Consider the following 3,693-nt stretch of genomic DNA (forward strand, 5'->3'; position numbering starts at 1 on the left):
AATTAAAAACTTTTATATTGGGTGTCATTGCGAGCGAAGCTAAGCAATCTCAAGGCCCTGAGATTGCTTCGCTTCGCTCGCAATGACATAGTTATTGCACAATTCTTTAATTACCAATTATTATAGCTAGGGGCTAGGGGCTAGGGGCTAGGGACTAGGGACTAGGGGAGCGGGGGAGATGGGGAAGATGGGTAATTAGCGATTAGCGATTAGCGATTACCAACTAACAACTAACAACTAACAATTACCAAATTGGTGTCGCAGAGAATTAGTAATGATTTGGCTGATAAGTTGATTTCCTTGGATGCTCGGATGAATATTGTCTCGGTATAATTTGATTGGGTGTTGAACTGATTTAAAAATCGGAAGAAAATCTAGGTAATGTATTTGTTCAGTTTGGGTAAATTGGGTGAGGCGGTTTCTGGCTTTGATTTCGTAATCGCGGGGGTAGCGATCGCTAATTTCTCGTACTAAGGGGGTCATCGCTAAGAGAAACTGAGCATTAACAGATGTGGCTATTATCTTGATTTGGCGAATTGCTTCTAAGTTGTAACCAACGATATCTCCGCCTTCCTCTTTAGGAGAATCTAATTCGGGAAGGGGTGGGGATGGTAAGAGGTAGCGGTTCAATACTTCTACTATGGCAGAAGGGGGTTTGCTGTCTGGGTAATTGCGATCGCGCCCCACTATCCAAGAACTAGGAGTTTTGGCAAACAAATCATCTGTATTGATCAGTAACACGACTGCGATCGCCCCAAAATGGCCAAATTTCTGCAAATAAGCTAGTTCATTTCTTGGCCCCCAAGAATTAGCAGAGGCGTTGAGAACTTCGACAGCAGAGGGGGAGAGGGAGAGAGGGGGAGAGGGGGAGACTGGGTTCGATTTAACTTCCTCATCTCCCCTAACTTCCCCATCTCGCCCATCTCCCGGATCTTGAACCAAAAGCCGTGCCATTATTTCTGATATGGTGTTTGGTTTATCAGTCCACAAGCCACCATTAGCAACAGAATCTCCCAGCAGTAAGATCCTGCGAGTTGACACGGCAGGTATTGGCGCTATGGGAGGGCTACGCATAGAATGCTGGTTAATTTCAATGCGATTGCCAAATCGTCTTACACTCTGGTTGGGGGCTAAGAGATAACCGCAGTGGGGATCTGCAATATAAATCAGGGGATTGCCAAAGCCAAACAATACCCGGAGGGTGATTTCCACTACCGCTAGCAATATTGCGGCGATCGCTAAAATAATCAGAGAAACTTTCACCAATAGCTTTAAGGAAGAAGAACCACAGGTATAAATCAGATTTTAGAGCGTTTTACGCGAAGTTATGAATATGAGGATACCGCCCAGAGGGCGGCGTTACGGATACCTTTAAGGCATTGCTGGCGACCTTCCGATCGAACAAAGCCCCTATGATTTCCTCAGAGGGGCTTTAATTTAGATAAACTAGGTTACTATCAGACTCTAATATTGAATCGGGACTTAAACGCAGCGATTAATCTGACCGAGGCCCCCGATTGAAAAAGTAAGGCTAGTTCAGTCTAAACTAAACGCCTGTGGACTGGTAGGAGCCGACTCCCCAGAATGAAGCAGGAAGCCAACATTAACTCTGAGTTGTCAGATTTGAGTAAGTTTGGTGGAACGAATATTCGGAGCGAAATCTCCAAAGAATCCTACCCCCTCAAGGGTTGGGAATGTCAAAAATTGGTGGTTTCAGGTAAACCAGTGGACTTAAAACAAATATTCAAAACACCAAACCCGATTATTGGCGTTGTACATTTGCAACCCCTTCCTACTTCTGTGCGTTGGGGCGGAAATCTCAAAGCTACGATCGGGAGAGCCGAGCAAGAGGCGACAGCGCTGGCTTCTGGTGGCGTAAACGGTATTATAGTCGAGAATTTTTTCGACGCTCCTTTTGCCAAAGACGAGGTAGATCCGGCTGTGGTGAGCGCTATGACGCTGGTGGTACAGCGTCTAATGAACTTGGTGACGTTGCCGATCGGAGTTAATGTTTTGCGGAATGATGGCAAAAGTGCAATGGCGATCGCCTCCTGTACTCAAGCTCATTTCATCCGCGTTAACGTTCTCAACGGTGTTATGGCTTGCGACCAAGGATTAATCGAAGGCCAGGCTCACCAACTGCTACGCTATCGCCGAGAATTGGGGAGCGATGTCAAAATATTAGCAGATGTTTTGGTCAAGCACGGTCGGCCCTTGGGTAGCCCCAATCTGACTACAGCCGTGCAAGAGACTATAGAACGCGCTTTAGCCGATGCAGTGATTATCTCTGGGTGGGCTACTGGTAGTCCTCCCAGTTTAGAGGATCTGGAATTGGCAACGGCGGCGGCGGCTGGGACACCAGTTTTCATCGGTAGTGGTGCTAATTGGGAAAATATCCCCAGCTTGATCTCTGCTGTTGATGGCGTAATTGTCTCTAGTTCCTTGAAGCGACACGGCCGCATTGAACAACCGATCGATCCCATTCGTGTCAGTCAGTTTGTCGAGGCTACACGGCGCGGCCTTAATGCCAAAATTCAACAAAGAACTGGGGAATGGGGAGTAGAGACTGGGAACTCCCAATCTCCGATCGCTAATTCTCAAATCTAAACTCTAAACTCAAAAAACGAGAAATGGTTCGCCGACGTTCAACCCCCTGGATTCACCGCTGGTCTAGAATTATCATTGCCGCGATCGCAGCTATCGGCGTTCTAGAAACTGCCTATCTGACGATCGCCAAATTAACTGGAAATTCTGTCATCTGTCCGACTAGCGGTTGCGAAAAAGTCCTCAACAGCCCCTATGCCACTGTAGGTGGCATATTGCCCTTAAGTTTGTTGGGTTTTGCTGCTTATCTCAGCATAGCGACGCTGGCAGTAGTTCCATTAGTCATTAATTCTGAAACAGATAAAGGACTCCGCTCTAAATTAGAAAGCGCGACTTGGCTTGTAATCTTTGTATTAGCCACTGCCATGCCGATTTTTAGCGGCTACTTGATGTATTTAATGATCTTTCAGATCGGGGACTTGTGCGTTTACTGTGTCAGTTCAGCTATATTCTCGATCGCTCTGTTTGTAGTAACTCTACTAGGTCACGAGTGGGAAGATATCGGCCAGCTCTTTTTTACCGGGACTATAGTAGCGATGGTAACGACGATCGCCGCCTTGGGACTTTACAACAGCCACAGCGTTGAGACCTCCACGTCTAACTCAGCCCCCGGCATTGCGGCCCCTGCTGTCACTACTGTTTCTGGGACGGCAGAAATCGCTTTAGCCCGCCATCTTAAGCAGATAGGTGCTAAAGAATACGGTGCTTACTGGTGTCCTCACTGCCACGAACAAAAAGAACTGTTTGGCAACCAGGCCGCAAGCATTCTTGATTATGTTGAATGCGATCCCAAGGGTAAAAACTCCCGCACTCAACTCTGCGAAGCAGCAAAAATTCAAGGTTTTCCAACTTGGGAAATAAATGGCAATTTATATGCAGGTACGCAAAGTTTGGAGAAGCTAGCTCAGGTATCGGGTTATACAGGGCCTAGCAATTTCCGAAGTTCACCGCCTAGATAATCTAGCAACCGCCAAGGCGTTTAGGGGTTAGAGGCTAGGGGCTAGGGTAAGAAGGAAGAAGGAAGAAGGAAGAAGGATTTAGTTATGATCGCCTATATCGGTAACGCCGCCCTCTGGGCGGTAATTGACC

General features: G+C 47.1%; 3 protein-coding genes. 2 read left to right on the forward strand and 1 reads right to left on the reverse strand.

Annotated elements, in window-relative coordinates; all coding sequences use genetic code 11:
• Positions 1-237: 237 nt before the first annotated feature.
• The gene (locus PY364_RS10550; protein WP_275522345.1) at positions 238-1,263 is read right to left on the reverse strand and encodes a GDSL-type esterase/lipase family protein; all 1,026 of its coding nucleotides are present in this window, start codon (positions 1,261-1,263) and stop codon (positions 238-240) included.
• 462 nt (positions 1,264-1,725) lie between these two features.
• Here PY364_RS10550 and PY364_RS10555 point away from each other — a divergent pair, with 462 nt between their 5' ends.
• Both PY364_RS10555 and PY364_RS10560 read left to right on the forward strand, forming a co-directional pair.
• Entirely contained in the window at positions 1,726-2,607 is an 882-nt protein-coding gene (locus PY364_RS10555; RefSeq protein WP_275522347.1) for a photosystem I biogenesis protein BtpA, read from the forward strand.
• Between the two features lie 23 nt (positions 2,608-2,630).
• Positions 2,631-3,563 (forward strand): vitamin K epoxide reductase family protein, encoded by a 933-nt coding sequence (locus tag PY364_RS10560; protein ID WP_275522342.1) that lies wholly within the window; start codon positions 2,631-2,633, stop codon positions 3,561-3,563.
• The last annotated feature ends 130 nt before the right edge of the window (positions 3,564-3,693 follow it).

The organism is Kamptonema sp. UHCC 0994 (assembly GCF_029167235.1).
GTDB lineage: Bacteria > Cyanobacteriota > Cyanobacteriia > Cyanobacteriales > Microcoleaceae > Kamptonema.

Bases quoted from the DNA above. Each gene is read 5' to 3' on its own strand.
- PY364_RS10560 (WP_275522342.1), top strand. From the start codon at position 2,631: ATGGTTCGCCGACGTTCAACCCCCTGGATTCACCGCTGGTCTAGAATT.